Below are 15,130 nucleotides of genomic sequence, written 5' to 3'. Positions count from 1 at the left end.
CAAAAATATAAAAAGATAAACTCAGTGTAAAACACGATAAGCGATTTCTATGATTTTACGAGTTGCTCGATTTGAGAAGTTAATCGCTTACCTTGGCTGTTGAGAGGAATCTCATCAACCACACGATACTTTCTCGGGATGGCGATTGGCTCTAACCATTTTCTGAGTTCTGAACGCAGCATCAACCAGAACTTGCCTCTGCTCATGCTAGCGAGTGTCGCTTGGCCTTCGTCTGATAATACCAAAACCGACGCCAAGATTAAGCGTTCAGGCTCTTCAAATGGAATCACCACGCATTCACTTATCCAAGGCAGTTGCTCTAGTCGCTTTTCGACTTCAACCAGTGATACTCGTTTTTCTTCTATCTTGATCACTCGGTCGGTTCGGCCTTTCAATATGAATTGATTATCCGAGACCATTTCGCACTCATCGGCGGTTTGATACCAGATGTTTTTGTCGATGTACGGCGACAATAACTTAATGCAATTCTCACTGTTGAGACTAGCCTCAATACAGTCAAAAAGTTGCCAAGGTGTTTGAGCGCTCTCTTGCTGACGAAAAGCGATGCCGCCGGTTTCTGTGCTGCCAAAGACCTCGATTGGTAAATGACCAAGCAGGCTACGCGATTGGTGAGCCGATTCGGTTGGCAATGGGCCACCAGAAGAGAACACACCAGCAAGCTGTGCCGATTTTGTTTCGTGCTTTAATCGTTTGAGCAGAGCAGGGCTGCTGATCAGCACACAGTTTTTATTGGCGTGAGACAAGATCTGTTCTGGGTACTCAAGGTTGTTTCGAGCAAATGGAACAGCAGAGCATAGAGGCCATAAGATTCGAAATAACAAACCATAAATATGTTGGTGCGAAACTGTGCTGTGAACTTGATTACCGTTGATTAACTCGCCCCAGTTCTTATCTAGCTGAGCCGTTTCAATATCAAGGTGTTCTAATGTTTTACTGATTGCCTTGGGTGTGCCGCTTGAACCTGACGTAAACAAGGTCAAATGGATTTCAGCCAAATCAATGGTCGCAAGATTATCGATTAGAGGTTGTTTTGACGAGGTGCTTGAGTCCAATAAGTTTTGGATATTGAGAACGTCACTAACCTCAACTTCACCAATCGAGTCATCAACTAGCAGACAGTCAAAATGTTCACTTAGCTCGGCAAGCGCACAAGGTTGATAGTTACCGGGCAATATGATGTGTTTGTGGCTGACTGCACACGCTAAAAAGGCCACCGAAAATAGGTAGCTGTCTTGGGTGCAAATCGCAACTCGTTGAAAAGGGGATGAACATAAAAGGTGCACGAGTTGAGATAAGTCGGCGTTAAATGTTTGCCACGTAATCTCGCTATTGTCGTCAAAGCAGACAATCGATTCAGGGGATCTTGTTTGACTGAGAAGCTCAGATAACGAGATGTAAGATACGGTTTGTGTCATAACAATTTAACTCTGACGAATGCGCTGTCTTACTATCCACTCTCCTGCAAAGAGTAACCCTGCGAATAAATAGCTGAGTAAGCCATTGTATAGGGTCCATATCTCAAGAGGTTGGAAGCAGGTGTAAAGGGCAATAGAGCCATTGATAACAAAGAACAAGCACCAAACTTTGGTGACTTTTCGTGTGTAATCAACGCCACTTTGCGGAAGTTCAGGCTCTTGGAGTCGAGCAAGACGCTCGATAATCGTTTGCGGTTGCCAAAGGCTTGAAGCGAACACAACCAACATACAAACGTTAACGATGACGGGGTAATAGGTTAACCAGCCATGCTGCTTGAAGGTTAATCCTAATGCCAGCAGAACAATACCGGCACTACCACTGATCCAAGCTAGGTGTTTTAGCTCTTTGATTTTAGCCTGACCGCCAGTAAAAATACGGACAGCAAAGATAACGGCCAAGACGATACCAACGGTTTGTAGGCCAAACTTGTTGAGTCCAAAGTAAACCGCTATTGGATAAGTGAAAAGTATGATTGCCGACAGTAAAGTCAGCAGAGGACGCATTATGCGTCCTTCAATAGTTCAACCACAGACTCTACAACGTCATTAACGGTGCGTACTGCTTTGAACTCTTCAGGTTTGATCTTCTTACCTGTTACGTTCTGTAGGTGAACGACCAAATCAACCGCATCAATGCTGTCTAGGTCTAGATCAAGATAAAGGTGTGCTTCAGGCGTGATATCTTCAGCATCAAGCTCGAACAGCTCAATCAGCGCATCTTTAACCTGGTTGTATACTTCTTGTTGGTTAGCTTGTGTCATAAAGATCTGTCTAGTTGTTCGTTTGAGATGAGATGTAGTTTGCTAGGTTTTCAACGGATGCAAAGTGCTGGCGAGTGTTTGAATCGTCGGCATCGATAACAATGTTGTACTTCTTCTTGATAGCAAGACCAAGCTCTAGCGCATCAATAGAGTCTAATCCAAGTCCATCACCAAATAGTGGAGCTTCCGTTTCAATCTCATCAATATTCATGTCTTCAAGGTTCAATGCGTCGATGATCAGTTGTTTCAGTTCGTTGTGTAATGTTTCCACTTTGGCCTACTTAATGCTTTATCTGAATGCTGCTTTAAGGGGGCGATTCTACATTATGCGATGTATTTTCGAAATGCTGATATCGCCAGTTGCTTTATTGATGAGCTAAATGCTTTCTTCGGAAGGGAAAATAGAGTGTGCAAGGTGATGATTAAGGCGCCTTGCTGCCGAAGTTAAGTTATTTGAATGCTCAATAAATGGTGCGACTTCTATTTTACCTTTCACCGCGATATGAAAAAAGGGTTTCGTCGCAGGAACTTGATACCATTTTTTCTCTTTCGTTAAGAATGTCGGAGAAACCGTAATATGAATCACGCGTAAATCGGTTTGTGTTCGAGTGGCGATTTGCGCCGCCCCACGTTGTAAGGATGGTTCAATTCCGGGCGTTGTGCGAGTTCCTTCGGGAAAAACCAGCAGCACATTGCCACGTGAGAAACGTTCTTCACAGCGCTCTAAAAGATCGTCAGGGGCTTGGTTCGGTATATAACCCGCCGCTTTGACAATCCTTTTCATGAAAGGGTTTTCCCAAATAGCGGCCTTAACGAGGCAATCACATTGAGGAAGTTGAGAAGCGATCAGCACATAGTCGATCAAGCTAGGGTGATTAGCGACGATGATGCAGTTACGATCTTCACGTAATAGATCCGCGCCATCAATTCGGTAATCAATCGCGCCGGTGAACTTCATGATTTGGCAAAAGGCGTTGAATGAGAAGCGAATCAATCGCTGTGCTTTAAGCTCTCTTTTAATGGTATTGGGAGTCGTTAGCGCGATAGTGGGTAAGATTAAGAAGCTCAATACTAAGCCACCAAAACCAAAGATGGTAAAGCACAGCCCTGTCGCGAACACTCGCCAATATTGGTCTACTTTGCTCATGACTGTGGACCTGTCTCGGTGTTCTTTACCCACGACCAAGTTTGGTGCTTGCCAGCAATAGCCCACTTATTTGTACCCAATAAGATATGTTGGAGCGTTTGTAGCCCTTGCGGTAATTCGGAAGGTGCTTGGTTGGCTTCTACTGCTCTAGCAATAGAGTATTCACTGCCAGCGGTGAGTACGAAGCCCAGAGCGTAATCAGCATAGTGTTGTGTTTCGTATTCTTGGTAAAGCTCAGGCAAAGGCTGGTCGAAGTCAATGACGAGTACACGATGTGACGGATACTGATGAAGGTAAAGATAAGCTTCAATCAGAGCGTTATGGAAAGTATCTTGCCCTGCGGCGATTGAAGTCAGTGGAATCGGCGCTTTGGCGGCAATGGTGGTTAGCCCGGCTGCGGTATTATGTACCGACTGCGAGAACGCCATCGGCGAGGCATCGTCACCTTCTAATATCGACTGAATCAAAGTGGCGGTTCGGTGCAGCTCACCATGTCGGCTAGCAAAAACCAGATAATCAATCGAGGTGTCTTTTAATAGGGTTAACGCGGTTTGGACGGCAAGTTTGCTTTGCACACTCATTCGACGGCGCATCATTGGAGGGATAGCTTTAAATTCAGTTGAGCCATCTTGTGGCCAATCTAAATTAGTGCTCCACGCTTGCCATTGGGTAACAGAATTGAGACCAGCCGAATTTGCAGACCATTTCTCAATATTAAACGACATTAATTGGGATTGATTTGACATAGAGTATTGATTTGCTTTGGGTCTAACTAAATACTATGCGCGCTTATAAATAAACACAGATAAGGAATTTAAATGAAATTACTAAAAATAGCGGTTTCAATGTTATTCATATTCGTTCTTGCAGGATGTGGACGCGTCCAACCTGTAATGAATGTTGAGGATACTCCAGTTGCACTGAATCTTCAAAGTAAACAGGTTAAATCAGCTATTTATGAATCGGCTGAAAATCGAGGCTGGTTGGTTTCAGAAATAAAGCCTGGCTTGATACGTGCTGAGCTGTATGTTCGTTCGCACCACGCTGTGGTTGAAATTCCTTATAGTAATAAGTTTTACTCTATTCTTTACGTTGAGTCAGAGAATTTGAAGTACGACGATGGTGAAATACACCGTAATTACAACCGTTGGGTTAATAACTTAAACGTTGATATTAAACGTAAGCTTGCACAAATGGCAGCTGAGTAACTCTCTATTATTTAAAGTTAGGTTTTTCGTGTCGGAATATAAATTAGATCCATTCAACGCATTAGAAGCAAAAACAGAAGCGCAGAAATTGTCTTTCGCTCCTATTGTTTTTCATACTGCTCGTACACTTCGTGATTTAGGCATCTTGAAAGCGTTAGATAACGCTGGCAACGAGGGTTTGCCAGCAAGATGCATCTCTGAATCAACCGGAGTTTCTGAGTACGGCGTGAAAGTTCTGCTCGATATGGCGTTAAGTGCGCATATTGTTACTTGGGACAAACCTAACTACAAAATGGCCAACCTTGGCTTCTACCTTCTGCACGATGGCATGACTAACGCAAACATGGATTTCACGGCTGATGTTTGTTACGCCGCGATGATGCATCTAACCGAAGCGATTGAAGAGGGCACTCCTGCTGGCTTGAAAGAGCTTGGAGATTGGGAAACCATTTACCAAGGCTTGTCTCAATTGCCAGAAAAAGCCAAAGAGAGTTGGTTCAAGTTCGATCACTTCTATTCTGATCGCTCGTTCCCAGTATTACTTGAAAAAGTCTTCAGCAAGAAACCTAAATCGCTGGTGGATATTGGCGGCAATACAGGCAAGTGGGCGATGCAGTGTTGCAACCATGATGCGGACGTTGAGGTGACGATTGTTGATTTGCCACAGCAGCTAGAAATGGCAATGGCAAACGCAACGCAGCACGGTCATCAAGATCGAGTAACGCCATTCCCGGCCAACATGCTCGATAAACAGCAAGCGCTGCCAACGGGCGCGGATGTTTGGTGGATGAGTCAGTTCCTTGATTGCTTCTCGCCAATGGAGATTCTGAGTATATTAAAGCGTGTTCGCTCTCATATGTCAGAAGACGCGACTGTCTATATCCTTGAACTGTTTTGGGATGCACAGAAATACGATGCGGCTTCTTATAGCTTAAACGCGACGTCTCTCTACTTTACCTGCTTGGCAAATGGCAACAGCCGTTTTTACCGCAGTGAAGATTTCTTAGAGATCGTTGAAGAAGCGGGCTTTGAAGTGGTAACTCGTACCGACGATATCGGTCTTGGTCACACGCTTCTTGAATTGAAAGCTGGCGCGCAATAAAAATAACAAACATGGCTTAAATAATGAAAAAACTATCAACTCAAGTGGTGATCATCGGAGCTGGGCCGTCAGGTTCAATTGCAGCGTCTTTGCTTCATAAAAAAGGCATCGATGTTCGAGTGATTGAAAAGAGCGTATTCCCTCGCTTTTCTATTGGTGAAAGCCTATTACCCGCTTGTATGGAAGTGATTGAACAGGCTGGGATGACTGACGCAGTAATCCACGGCAACTTCCAATACAAAGATGGCGCAGCCTTTCGCAAAAATGGTGTTTATACGGCGTTCAATTTTGAAGACAAGTTCTCTTCTGGTCCAGGAACCACGTTTCAGGTTCAGCGAGGTGCCTTTGATAAGGTTTTGGCGGATACGGCTGAGTCGCAGGGTGTCAGCATTGATTACCAACATGAGTTGATGGGCATTAATTTCACCGACGACAGCACCATTTTAGATGTGCAAGTGTTGGGTGGAGAACGCTATCAGCTAGAAGCGCAATACGTTTTAGATGGCAGTGGTTTTGGCCGAGTGCTACCGAAAATGCTTAACTTGGAAGAGCCGTCATCACTTCCCCCACGCAAAGCTATTTTTACGCACATTAACGATCATATTGCAGAGGTTGATACCGACCTTGAATATGACCGCAATAAAATCCTGATCTCAGTGCACCCAACCAACCCTGATGTTTGGTATTGGTTGATCCCGTTTAGCAACGGTGTCTCTTCGTTTGGTGTGGTAGGTGAGCCTAAGTTCTTTGAATCCTACTCAGAAGACAAGATTGCTGCCATCAAACAGCTAGCAGCGGAAGAGCCGGGCTTAGCCGAGATTCTAGCAAATGCCGATTATCCAAACCCTGCGGGTGAAATTGGTGGCTATTCTGCCAATGTAAAACATCTGGCGACGGATAAGTACGCGTTGCTTGGCAATGCTGGTGAGTTCCTTGATCCGGTATTTTCATCCGGCGTGACGATTGCTATGAAGTCGGCGCAGTTTGCGGTTGAGTGTGTTGAAAAGCAGCTTAACGGTGAACAAGTCGATTGGGAGCGCAATTATGCCGATCCGTTGATGGTGGGCGTAAACACCTTTAGGACGTATGTTGAGGGGTGGTACTCAGGTACTTTGCAGGATGTGATTTTCTATCAAGATCCAAACCCAAAGATTAAGCAGATGGTGTGCTCAATTCTTGCGGGCTACGCATGGGATCAAACCAACCCTTATGTGAAAGAGTCTAAGCGCAGACTCACAACATTGGCTGAGATATGCCGAAGCTAGGTGGTCTATTTAGTGTGTGAACAACACGCTAAAGCGCCAAGATGCCTAGCCTAAAAATAAAAACAGCCGCAATGTGCGGCTGTTTTTGTATCTGAATAATACAGCTAATCAACCTAATGGCATTCTAGGCTACTTCAGGTCGATGCTGTTTAATCGTCCCATAAAGACAAGTAGATCAATCACATCTTTGTGGGCATCAAGCAGGGCGCGTTTGGTTTGGCTATAAGCGGCAAGTCTGCCGTGCTTTCTAATGGAACACACCTTAGTTTTGTATTTGTAGTCGCCGTTTTCTGAGAATACACGCCACTTAGCGATGTAGCATTCGTCGCGGTGTTCGGGATCACTCTGAGTTGGATTTGGTTTGAATACAATTTTGGGTTCTAGACTATGAGGCAGGCGCGTCATCAGGTAGGGATCTTTGAGGACTTTGGGCCAAAATTTGCCCCATAGTTGTCTGCCCAGTTCATCTCTTAATTTAATGGTTTTCTTCAGTGCTTTGTCTTCACCCATACGAACAAAACCGACCGAACGATGCAACACCGTATCTTCGGGAGTATGAATGTGGATCTTAAAAGCGGTTCTACCTTTCGAGATAAAGCGGTAACCGGTAGCACCAATTAGATTATTCTGACTCATAGTTTGCTAAGTGATGATTATGTTATTAATAAGATTACGCCAAATACTGCAAAACCGAAACTAATACCCATGAAAAAAATAAAGCCTTAACAAAAGTGCTAAGGCTTTATTAGAAACTATGAGGCGGGCGTGTCGCTAACTACATGATTTTCTGCATCACATCACCAATTTGAATGCTTCCTGCAAGGCTTGGCTGGTCGATCGTCAGTTCTGCTTCGTTTTCATAAACGCGAGAAACCGTCAGTGTGATATCGCTTTGAGATACCTTATTACGTGGCAAGCCACGTTGGTCGATAAACGAACCTGTATGCCACAGTTGCAGTTTGTCACCTTGTTGAACACCATGCATTCGACCTAAATCAATGGTCACCGTGTTACCAAATACCGCTGCCACCTCTGGAAGCGTGATCTTACATGACACTTCAGATTCCAAGTCCAACATAATATTGCGGCTAACACGCAGCATCATACTGCCGTAGGTTGATGCCCAGAAACGAGCACTGCGGGTGTCCACTTCACTGGTCTTAGCAAATGGCCACTTTGCCACTTCACGATAGCTACGGTTGTAAACCTGATGTCCTGTTTTACCATCGAAGACTTGCATCTCTAACGCAAACTGACGATTGATGATGTCGTCTTTCAAAAGCTTGGATTCGATGGTCGCGGTTAAATCGGTAATGTCACCACCAATGATGTACTGCGCGCCAGTATCTTGGGCGATCATCTTGATCACCTCAGGTCGACGTTTGTCGATGTCGTAATTGGTCGTGCCAACGGAAACAAAGCTGCGAGACTCTTGCGCCAGCTGTCGATCCACGACATGGCCAAAATCATCACCAATGTTATAGATTCTGCCCATTACAGCTTGCTGTGGAGAGGTCACATCAATGTTGCCGACCAAAAATGTCTTCTTGTATTGGCTCTCATGGCAAGCATTTGCCGAAGGATAGATATCGATCCTTGCAGTGATCATTATATTGCCACTGCGCTTTTTCTCTTTTTCTACCAAGATGTAGCGCACTTCATGATTGGTAAATTGAAATTCTTTCTTGTTTGCGTCGAGGTAGGGCGTGAGGTTGGAGATACTACCAATATCAGCACCTGAGAACTGGATTGCTTTATATACCGCGTCTTCCAAAGCATGGACCCTTGCGGCGCTCTCTGACGATACGATGGCTGCGGTACCGGTAACTTCATACCAAGAGGCATGAGCACTGAAGCTTATGGTTATCAGTGAACTTATTGAAAATAAGTAAGAAATTATTTTTTTCATCTATTCGTTACCAGTTGGGTATAAATATTGCTTAACAAATAACTATAAGCTTGAAGCTGACTTAAGTGCGTTTTTCTTAATCTGAACCATTAATGAAAAGCAAAGACTGTTCCAACATTGTAATCCATTGAAAAGAATAATGGTGAGAACATATTGGAACAGGAAGCACTAAAACTATCTGGAGATAAGAGAATGAAAAAATGGCTCGTAGTAATGAGTGTCATGTTATTGACCTCATGTGCTTATTCGCCAATCTATAACGGCAAGTCTGAGTATTCAGGCAGTCAGTTTATGTTGATGGATAGCCCTCGTCATACCATGGATTTCTTCGTGGAAAGTATGACCGAAGATCTGATCATTTCGAATACGAGTATCTCAGCAAGAACTCCGATAGCGATCACTTCGTTTGTTGACCTACAACACATGGACACAACGAACTGGCTAGGAAACTCGGTATCAGAAGGTTTCATTCATCAGTTTCAGCGTCGTGGCTTCAAGGTTGTTGATTTCAAAACAACAGGTTCTATTCAAGTGACTCACCAAGGTGACTTCGCGTTAAGCCGCGATTGGAAAGACTTAGCTCAAGAGCAAGACGTACAGTACGTACTGACAGGCACTATGCTTCGCCAAGAAGGCGGTGTGTTAGTCAATGCTCGTGTTGTTGGCATGCAAACTCGCATTGTCGTGGCGACGGCACAAGGCTTCTTGCCTGCAGACCGTATTGGTCGTGACCTAGATACCCTGAACAGTATTCGAACTCAAGATGGCGTTATCATTCGTTCTGACCCAACGATCAGCCAGCCTTATACTGTTATTCTTCGCCCTTAGGAGTTCGAGATGAAGAAGTTAATATTTGTTGTTGCCGCTTTACTGCTTGTTGGCTGTCAGCCGCTGCAAAATATGAGGCCAGACGACTACTTGGTTGCCGTTGGTTATGCGAGCATCAGCGAGCAGAAGGGACGTAACGACGAAGAAAGACGTATCCGTGCGATGAGAGCTTCCAAGATCGACGCCTATCGTGAACTTGCTGAGCAAGTCTATGGTATGCGAGTGAGTGGTCGAGCAGAGTTGGAAGATCAACGCCTTGGTACAGAACGTACTTCTGGTGCGGTTGATGGCGTAATCCGCGGTGCAGAAGTGGTACGCAGCTACCCAGTGGGTGACAGCTATGTAACAGAGCTTCAGCTTGATATCCGTAAGATGGAACAGCTACGTAATTACGGTGAAGTTCAGCCTGTACCTGAAAAGAGACAACAAACGTTGTTCTAGCTTAAGGGGCGTCTAGCGTTAGAATTATCCAGTTATATTGGCTGCTCTCGTTTTCCAGATGGCGTATCGGCAACCAATAACTGATATGAATCATAAGCGGCAAGTATGAAAATACTTGCCGCTTTTTTGTGTCTGTCGATTTGTTCGGCGCATTTACCGATCTAGTGGGAGTTTTGACGGATGTCATGCTAAGGATAAGCTGAGATACAGATACAGATACAGATACAGATACAGATACAGATACAGATACAGATACAGATACAGATACGAGCAGGAAGGTGACTAAAGATATTATTGAAGACAGGGGGCTTAATTATGCTTTTACGTTGGTTCCCAGCGTAGAAATCGTATGCGTTTGACCACCGGCATTGTAGGTCATGCCAATTTTCCCGTGGCTTTGCTGCATCATATTGCTGAGTTTTTTGAAGCTAAGGTGCGCTCGATTCAAGGCTTCGCCATTCACAAGGTTCGCTTGCTGGCAATCGTGCACTATGGACTGGATCTTAGTGACTAACTGAGCAAGTTCAGGATTCTCGGTCAGCTCTGAGATATTGGTATGGGCTGCGATTCGCTGATCGGTTGATCTTAGTTGTTCAACTAGGACCACTTTTTCTTTGGCGATTCGCTCAATATCGTTTGATTGTCGGCTCGTAATAGCGGTTTTCTCTGAACTTAATAATTCAGATAAGGCTTTGGCATTTTGAAGTTGGAAATTAACTAAATCTGCTAGTGCCGCCATAACGTAAACCTATTTATAACCTCGTGTGCTTTAAGACAATCACTTCAATCAAAAGTGAGTGCTGACTTAAAGACCTTTTAATTCATCTTCGAACTTGATCATGTTGTCTGCCAGTTTTTCTGGATCGACAGTGTATGAACCGTTCGCAATTGCTTCTTTGATCGCTGCTACTTTCACAGAATCAAAGCTTGGCTGTGCTGCCATATCTTGGTGGAGCTGACCAATCGCTTTGCCTTGATGGCTCAGTGAAACCGCATCTTTGCTTGCTGGTGATTTAGTTGATACATCAGAGCGTGATGCCTCAGAACTAGAGTCAGAGCGTACTGCTGGTCGGTTAGTGGTCGTTAAGGTTTGCCCTGAACGAATATTATCAATGCCTGCCATAGTTAAGCCTTTTTCTTCAAAAATGGGAACCTGTACAGTCAATATCGACCAAGGGTTCGAATACTTTAGCAATTTTTAGCTCAATAGTCGAAAAGGGAGAAAACACCGCAGCCGTTATATTTGGCGTTAGAGTTGAGGGTGAAATCGCTAACGATACCGTCAATTTAGAAGTAAAGAGTTAAAAGTAAACCGTGACTTCAGACATGCTGGTAACAATCCCTTCAATTATACGCTGTGATTTATCATTTTTCACTCTTACTTGATCACCCATAGAGCCATCGGTAAGTGCAGTACCTTTGGTGGTAATGGTCATGCCACCTTTTACTGCCTGTATGATAACCTTCTCGTTTCGGCACACGACACAGATATCACCTCTTTCTACAACATCGCCCGGTCTTAGGTTCTTTTTTACCTTAGCGCCGATGACCTGATGTGGAGCTGTGAAACCTTGGCGACGAAACTTGTTAAGAGAAATCATAGCTGTGGTGACATCGTATTGACCGACGATTTCGCCTCTCGCGATTGAGCGAGTGGTGGTGACAAGAGGCACCGACATCGAAAGGCGAACGGGTACATAAACTCGCCACTCATCAGGAACGCATTGCACTAAAACCGTAATACTGCTGCGGGTATTGGTGGTCGTTGAAGCGCTGGTCTCTAAAGGCACTGGGCAGTCTGTCGCTTTGATTCTTGAGTCAACATTTGCTGAATTAACAAAGAGTTCGCCACCTTGTGGCTGCTCAACCGTATCAAGGATATGTTGCTCTGCTGCAGACTGAATCATCTCAATTTGTTCTGGGGTCGCAGCTTGTACAAAAAAACTAAACAATATTGATAAAATGCCGATAAACTTAGCGACAGTTTTAAAAGTAGCTCTACACATTGCTATAGAAAGAGGTGGCAAATTTGATTTATAATACGTCATTCCGTTTCTCTGGTGGTTCGTAGCCTGCAGTAGACTAACACTTTTTATACAAAAAAGTTTGATATGGAGATGAGCTCATGACGGGTATTCTTGATTCGGTGAATCAGCGTACGCAACTCGTCGGTCAAAACCGATTAGAATTACTAACCTTTCGCCTAATGGGGCGTCAGCGTTACGGCATTAATGTCTTTAAAGTAAAAGAAGTGCTTCAATGCCCTAAGCTGACAAAGATGCCAAACTTGAACCCTCTGGTTAAAGGTGTAGCACACATTCGTGGCCAAACGATCTCTGTGATCGACTTGAGCTTAGCGATTGGTGGCCGTCCTACAACGGATGTTGAAAAGTGTTTTGTGGTTATCTCTGAGTTTAACCGAACCATTCAAGGTTTCTTGGTAAGTTCAGTTGAGCGCATTATTAACATGCACTGGGAATCGATTCTTCCGCCGCCAGATGGCGCAGGTAGAGCTAACTACCTGACAGCGGTAACCAACATTGATAATGAATTGGTAGAAATTCTTGATGTTGAGAAGATCCTTGCAGAAATTTCTCCTGTTGATGAAACAATGGACAGCAAGATTGCTGAAGATATTGCGAAAGTAGAACAAGAGAAAGAACTGGTTCGCCGCATCTTGATTGCTGATGACTCGACCGTTGCTCGTAAGCAGGTTCAGCGTGCTATTGAGTCGATTGGTTTTGAAGTTATCTCGGTGAAGGATGGTAAAGAAGCCTATGAGAAGCTGATGCAGATGTCATCAGAAGGCAGTATTTACGATCAGATTTCATTGGTGATTTCTGATATCGAAATGCCAGAAATGGATGGATACACGCTGACTGCTGAGATTCGTCGTCACGCCGAACTTAAAGATTTATACGTAATTTTACACTCATCGTTGAGTGGTGTATTTAACCAAGCCATGGTTGAGCGTGTTGGAGCTAACTCCTTCATCGCTAAATTCAACCCGGATGAGCTTGGTGCAGCGGTAAAAGCTGCGTTAACTAACTAAAAGAGACATTAATGACTGCTATAACAATAAGTGATCAAGAGTATCGCGATTTCAGCCGTTTCTTAGAATCTCAATGTGGCATTGTATTAGGTGACAGCAAGCAGTACTTAGTGCGCAGTCGTCTAAGCCCATTAGTAACGAAGTTTAAGTTAGCTTCGTTGTCTGATTTGTTGAGAGATGTAGTAACAGGTCGAAACCGTGAGCTGCGTGTGGCTGCTGTCGATGCCATGACGACGAACGAGACACTTTGGTTCCGTGATACTTACCCGTTTGCTGTGCTTGCGGATAAGCTTCTACCGGAAATAGCGGCAAATAAGCGTCCTATTAAGATTTGGTCTGCGGCAAGCTCTTCAGGCCAAGAAGCATACTCAATGGCAATGACGATTCTTGAAACTCAAGCTCGTAAGCCAGGTATGCTGCCAAATGTATCGATTACCGCAACTGACATCTCAGCAAGCATGTTGGATATGTGCCGCACTGGCGCTTACGACAACCTTGCATTGGGACGTGGGCTTTCTCCAGAGCGCCGTCGTACTTTCTTTGAAGATGCGGGCGATGGCCGTATGAAAGTGAAAGATAACGTCAAGCGCATGGTGAACTTCCGCCCTCAGAACCTGATGGACAGTTATGCTTTGTTAGGCAAGTTCGACATTATTTTCTGTCGTAACGTGCTGATTTACTTCTCGCCTGATATGAAGTCAAAGGTACTTAACCAGATGGCAAATAGCCTCAACCCTGGTGGTTACTTACTATTGGGTGCGTCTGAATCGTTAACAGGCTTAACCGATCGTTTTGAAATGGTTCGCTGTAATCCAGGCATCATCTACAAATTAAAGTAACGAGCGGCACCCATATTAGGTGTAACGTTACCGTCTAAATTTAAAACCCAGCCAAGTGCTGGGTTTTCTTTTTCCTGCTTAAGCTATATCTTTAAGTCAGAGTGACATTCCAATTTACTCTATTTTTTGGCTTGTATATTGCAAGTTTACCCACGAGTAACCTGTAAAAGCATTGATAGACCGCCTTGTTTTAAAAGTTGGTATATATATTGCTTTGGTTATTTCATAACAGTCAGTTCTTGAGTTGAGGTTTACATGGCTATTTCTTTTGACAATGCTTTGGGCATTCACCAGCACACAGTTGGTGTACGTGAGCGTAACGCTGAGGTGCTTTCCACCAATATCGCGCAAGCAAACACGCCTGGGTATAAAGCAAAGGGATTAGACTTTAAGAAATCACTGCAAGCGGCAAGTTCTGGGGCAAGCATTGGTCTTAGCCGTACAGATGGTCGGCACATTTCTGCCTCAACAACGGTGAACGGGGAAACGAAGTATCGAATTCCTACACAACCTGATACAGGAGATGGCAACACGGTTGATTTGGATTTGGAAAGAAACCTTTTCATGCAAAACCAAATTAGGCATCAAGCCTCTCTCGACTTCTTAGGAAGTAAGTTCAAGAATTTAACTAAAGCGATTAAAGGGGAATAATTAGATGAGCTTATTTAATGTATTCAATGTGACTGGTTCTGCGATGAGTGCTGAATCTGTTCGTCTAAATACGACCTCGAGCAACCTTGCGAACGCGGACAGTGTAAGTAGTTCTGCTGAAGAAACTTACAAGGCTCGTCACGCAGTGTTCGGCGCTGAGTTAAATCGAGCACGCAACAGTGACCACACTGTGCCTGTGAAAGTATTAGGTATTGTAGAAAGCGATAAGCCGCTGAGCGCGGAGTACAACCCGGATCACCCATTAGCGAACAACGAAGGCTATATCTACAAGCCTAACGTAAACGTTATGGAAGAGATGGCAAACATGATTTCGGCATCACGTGCGTACCAAACGAACGTACAGGTTGCTGACTCGAGTAAACAAATGCTGCTGCGTACGCTGCAGATGGGTCAATAAGGATAAGGAGGTA

Annotated in this window: 20 protein-coding genes; 9 read left to right on the top strand and 11 right to left on the bottom strand. The window is 44.4% G+C overall.

Annotated features, from left to right (window positions below; translation table 11 throughout):
• Window positions 1-47: 47 nt before the first annotated feature.
• From OCV20_RS12610 to OCV20_RS12585, 6 genes are all read right to left on the bottom strand, one after another.
• Window positions 48-1,436: an AMP-binding protein gene (locus OCV20_RS12610; protein ID WP_086774095.1), complete on the bottom strand. Its 1,389-nt coding sequence runs from the start codon at window positions 1,434-1,436 to the stop codon at window positions 48-50.
• A gap of 6 nt (window positions 1,437-1,442) precedes the next feature.
• The gene (locus tag OCV20_RS12605) at window positions 1,443-2,000 is read right to left on the bottom strand and encodes a COG4648 family protein (RefSeq protein ID WP_086774094.1); all 558 of its coding nucleotides are present in this window, start codon (window positions 1,998-2,000) and stop codon (window positions 1,443-1,445) included.
• Window positions 2,000-2,257, bottom strand: a complete 258-nt coding sequence (locus OCV20_RS12600; RefSeq protein ID WP_004739745.1) for an acyl carrier protein — start codon at window positions 2,255-2,257, stop codon at window positions 2,000-2,002. The genes OCV20_RS12605 and OCV20_RS12600 overlap by 1 nt, the downstream gene beginning before the upstream one ends.
• Window positions 2,258-2,267: 10 nt before the next feature.
• The gene (locus OCV20_RS12595; RefSeq protein WP_017040431.1) at window positions 2,268-2,528 is read right to left on the bottom strand and encodes a phosphopantetheine-binding protein; all 261 of its coding nucleotides are present in this window, start codon (window positions 2,526-2,528) and stop codon (window positions 2,268-2,270) included.
• 105 nt (window positions 2,529-2,633) lie between these two features.
• Window positions 2,634-3,404: a lysophospholipid acyltransferase family protein gene (locus OCV20_RS12590; protein WP_086774093.1), complete on the bottom strand. Its 771-nt coding sequence runs from the start codon at window positions 3,402-3,404 to the stop codon at window positions 2,634-2,636.
• Entirely contained in the window at window positions 3,401-4,150 is a 750-nt protein-coding gene (locus tag OCV20_RS12585) for a beta-ketoacyl synthase chain length factor (RefSeq protein ID WP_197275617.1), read from the bottom strand. The genes OCV20_RS12590 and OCV20_RS12585 overlap by 4 nt, the downstream gene beginning before the upstream one ends.
• Before the next feature lie 72 nt (window positions 4,151-4,222).
• On the opposite strand from OCV20_RS12585, the gene OCV20_RS12580 reads away from it, so the two are divergent.
• The 3 genes from OCV20_RS12580 to OCV20_RS12570 are packed head-to-tail and all read left to right on the top strand — an operon-like array spanning window position 4,223 to window position 6,979.
• Entirely contained in the window at window positions 4,223-4,612 is a 390-nt protein-coding gene (locus tag OCV20_RS12580; RefSeq protein ID WP_048611313.1) for a hypothetical protein, read from the top strand.
• A 28-nt stretch (window positions 4,613-4,640) separates the two neighbouring features.
• Entirely contained in the window at window positions 4,641-5,714 is a 1,074-nt protein-coding gene (locus OCV20_RS12575; RefSeq protein WP_086774092.1) for a methyltransferase, read from the top strand.
• Window positions 5,715-5,737: 23 nt separating this feature from the next.
• On the top strand, window positions 5,738-6,979 hold the full coding sequence (locus OCV20_RS12570; protein WP_086774091.1) for an NAD(P)/FAD-dependent oxidoreductase: 1,242 nt from the start codon (window positions 5,738-5,740) through the stop codon (window positions 6,977-6,979).
• A gap of 129 nt (window positions 6,980-7,108) precedes the next feature.
• On the opposite strand, the gene OCV20_RS12565 is transcribed toward OCV20_RS12570, so the two are convergent.
• Window positions 7,109-7,615, bottom strand: a complete 507-nt coding sequence (locus tag OCV20_RS12565; RefSeq protein WP_086774090.1) for a Fe3+-citrate ABC transporter substrate-binding protein — start codon at window positions 7,613-7,615, stop codon at window positions 7,109-7,111.
• Between the two features lie 139 nt (window positions 7,616-7,754).
• A complete protein-coding gene (locus OCV20_RS12560; RefSeq protein ID WP_050633648.1) occupies window positions 7,755-8,888 on the bottom strand; it encodes a flagellar assembly protein FlgT in 1,134 nt (377 codons plus the stop codon).
• Window positions 8,889-9,080: 192 nt separating this feature from the next.
• Between OCV20_RS12560 and OCV20_RS12555 the strand changes: the two genes are divergently transcribed.
• The gene (locus tag OCV20_RS12555; RefSeq protein WP_017064137.1) at window positions 9,081-9,716 is read left to right on the top strand and encodes a FlgO family outer membrane protein; all 636 of its coding nucleotides are present in this window, start codon (window positions 9,081-9,083) and stop codon (window positions 9,714-9,716) included.
• 9 nt (window positions 9,717-9,725) lie between these two features.
• Window positions 9,726-10,157 carry a flagellar assembly lipoprotein FlgP gene (flgP, locus tag OCV20_RS12550; protein ID WP_017062265.1) on the top strand — a complete coding sequence of 144 codons (432 nt, stop codon included), beginning with the start codon at window positions 9,726-9,728 and terminating at the stop codon, window positions 10,155-10,157.
• Window positions 10,158-10,470: 313 nt separating this feature from the next.
• Here flgP and OCV20_RS12545 read toward each other — a convergent pair whose 3' ends face one another.
• The 3 genes from OCV20_RS12545 to flgA all read right to left on the bottom strand — a co-directional run bounded on the left by OCV20_RS12545 (window position 10,471) and on the right by flgA (window position 12,205).
• Window positions 10,471-10,896, bottom strand: coding sequence for a flagella synthesis protein FlgN (locus OCV20_RS12545; protein ID WP_017064136.1), 426 nt, complete (start codon window positions 10,894-10,896; stop codon window positions 10,471-10,473).
• A gap of 66 nt (window positions 10,897-10,962) precedes the next feature.
• A complete protein-coding gene (flgM, locus tag OCV20_RS12540) occupies window positions 10,963-11,280 on the bottom strand; it encodes a flagellar biosynthesis anti-sigma factor FlgM (RefSeq protein ID WP_086774089.1) in 318 nt (105 codons plus the stop codon).
• Between the two features lie 178 nt (window positions 11,281-11,458).
• A complete protein-coding gene (gene flgA, locus OCV20_RS12535) occupies window positions 11,459-12,205 on the bottom strand; it encodes a flagellar basal body P-ring formation chaperone FlgA (protein WP_048611324.1) in 747 nt (248 codons plus the stop codon).
• Window positions 12,206-12,282: 77 nt separating this feature from the next.
• Between flgA and OCV20_RS12530 the strand changes: the two genes are divergently transcribed.
• The 4 genes from OCV20_RS12530 (at window position 12,283) to flgC (ending at window position 15,117) form a co-directional block, all read left to right on the top strand.
• Window positions 12,283-13,209 (top strand): chemotaxis protein CheV, encoded by a 927-nt coding sequence (locus OCV20_RS12530; protein WP_019825285.1) that lies wholly within the window; start codon window positions 12,283-12,285, stop codon window positions 13,207-13,209.
• Between the two features lie 11 nt (window positions 13,210-13,220).
• Window positions 13,221-14,048 (top strand): protein-glutamate O-methyltransferase, encoded by an 828-nt coding sequence (locus OCV20_RS12525; protein ID WP_004736174.1) that lies wholly within the window; start codon window positions 13,221-13,223, stop codon window positions 14,046-14,048.
• A gap of 255 nt (window positions 14,049-14,303) precedes the next feature.
• A complete protein-coding gene (flgB, locus tag OCV20_RS12520; protein ID WP_004736175.1) occupies window positions 14,304-14,699 on the top strand; it encodes a flagellar basal body rod protein FlgB in 396 nt (131 codons plus the stop codon).
• Between the two features lie 4 nt (window positions 14,700-14,703).
• Window positions 14,704-15,117, top strand: coding sequence for a flagellar basal body rod protein FlgC (flgC, locus tag OCV20_RS12515; protein WP_017631739.1), 414 nt, complete (start codon window positions 14,704-14,706; stop codon window positions 15,115-15,117).
• Window positions 15,118-15,130 lie beyond the last annotated feature (13 nt).

The organism is Vibrio coralliirubri, from assembly GCF_024347375.1.
GTDB classification, from domain to species: Bacteria; Pseudomonadota; Gammaproteobacteria; order Enterobacterales; family Vibrionaceae; genus Vibrio; species Vibrio coralliirubri.
Note: the sequence above shows the minus strand (reverse complement) of the source record. Positions and strands in the feature narration are given on the sequence as shown.

Coding starts and splice junctions, on each gene's coding strand:
- OCV20_RS12610 (WP_086774095.1), bottom strand. CDS start 1,436: ATGACACAAACCGTATCTTACATCTCGTTATCTGAGCTTCTCAGTCAA.
- OCV20_RS12605 (WP_086774094.1), bottom strand. CDS start 2,000: ATGCGTCCTCTGCTGACTTTACTGTCGGCAATCATACTTTTCACTTAT.
- OCV20_RS12600 (WP_004739745.1), bottom strand. CDS start 2,257: ATGACACAAGCTAACCAACAAGAAGTATACAACCAGGTTAAAGATGCG.
- OCV20_RS12590 (WP_086774093.1), bottom strand. CDS start 3,404: ATGAGCAAAGTAGACCAATATTGGCGAGTGTTCGCGACAGGGCTGTGC.
- OCV20_RS12585 (WP_197275617.1), bottom strand. CDS start 4,150: ATGTCAAATCAATCCCAATTAATGTCGTTTAATATTGAGAAATGGTCT.
- OCV20_RS12580 (WP_048611313.1), top strand. CDS start 4,223: ATGAAATTACTAAAAATAGCGGTTTCAATGTTATTCATATTCGTTCTT.
- OCV20_RS12570 (WP_086774091.1), top strand. CDS start 5,738: ATGAAAAAACTATCAACTCAAGTGGTGATCATCGGAGCTGGGCCGTCA.
- OCV20_RS12565 (WP_086774090.1), bottom strand. CDS start 7,615: ATGAGTCAGAATAATCTAATTGGTGCTACCGGTTACCGCTTTATCTCG.
- OCV20_RS12560 (WP_050633648.1), bottom strand. CDS start 8,888: ATGAAAAAAATAATTTCTTACTTATTTTCAATAAGTTCACTGATAACC.
- OCV20_RS12555 (WP_017064137.1), top strand. CDS start 9,081: ATGAAAAAATGGCTCGTAGTAATGAGTGTCATGTTATTGACCTCATGT.
- flgP (WP_017062265.1), top strand. CDS start 9,726: ATGAAGAAGTTAATATTTGTTGTTGCCGCTTTACTGCTTGTTGGCTGT.
- OCV20_RS12545 (WP_017064136.1), bottom strand. CDS start 10,896: ATGGCGGCACTAGCAGATTTAGTTAATTTCCAACTTCAAAATGCCAAA.
- flgM (WP_086774089.1), bottom strand. CDS start 11,280: ATGGCAGGCATTGATAATATTCGTTCAGGGCAAACCTTAACGACCACT.
- flgA (WP_048611324.1), bottom strand. CDS start 12,205: ATGACGTATTATAAATCAAATTTGCCACCTCTTTCTATAGCAATGTGT.
- OCV20_RS12530 (WP_019825285.1), top strand. CDS start 12,283: ATGACGGGTATTCTTGATTCGGTGAATCAGCGTACGCAACTCGTCGGT.
- OCV20_RS12525 (WP_004736174.1), top strand. CDS start 13,221: ATGACTGCTATAACAATAAGTGATCAAGAGTATCGCGATTTCAGCCGT.
- flgB (WP_004736175.1), top strand. CDS start 14,304: ATGGCTATTTCTTTTGACAATGCTTTGGGCATTCACCAGCACACAGTT.
- flgC (WP_017631739.1), top strand. CDS start 14,704: ATGAGCTTATTTAATGTATTCAATGTGACTGGTTCTGCGATGAGTGCT.